The sequence below is a fragment of the Rhodobacter sp. P2_H5 genome (assembly GCF_056403335.1).
The window spans coordinates 1-539 of record NZ_JBFUFS010000150.1 but is presented as its reverse complement, the minus strand read 5'-3'; the positions used below and the strand labels follow the sequence as shown (position 1 = coordinate 539).

The window sequence follows — 539 nt, the reverse complement described above, 5'->3', positions numbered from 1 at the left end:
CTCTACAAGTGCTGAGGGATGTTTAAGGTATTGCTTTCGCCTTCAGATTGCTGAAAAGTTAAGTTGCAATCGACTTGGCTCGCAAAGTCAAGTTGAACATTGGCCTGACTGTGGATTCAGACCCAGACAGGTCTCCGAGCCTTAGCTGAGAGAGTATTTGATCTAGGATTTTGGTATGGCGCAGGCTCCGACCGACAAATATTCCGCCGGCGAACAGGGCCTCGGGTACATCTACCAGGCGCGGCTCGCGCTGCTTCACTTGCTCCAAGTGCCGGAGAGTACTTCGATCCTGCTTGAAAAGGACGATGATCTTGACTTTATCGATGGAGAGGGTGGGAAATCTCTGGCATCCCTCAAGCATAAAGCAATCGGCGACAAACTGACTGACCTTTCAACCGACTTCTGGAAATCTGTTAACATCTGGTTGGAGCGTTATAGTCGAGACGATCGTGCCGCATCAAACCTGCGTTTCTTCCTTTTCACCACTGGCAAAGTATCTGCTGACTCTTTTTTGGCCCGGCTCCTACCAGATGTTCCAG

General features: G+C 50.1%; 1 protein-coding gene. It reads left to right on the top strand.

Going from position 1 to position 539, the window contains the following annotated elements:
• Positions 1 to 175 precede the first annotated feature (175 nt).
• A partial coding sequence (locus AC1DVR_RS24035) for a hypothetical protein (protein WP_478003131.1) occupies positions 176 to 539 on the top strand: 364 nt, incomplete at its 3' end.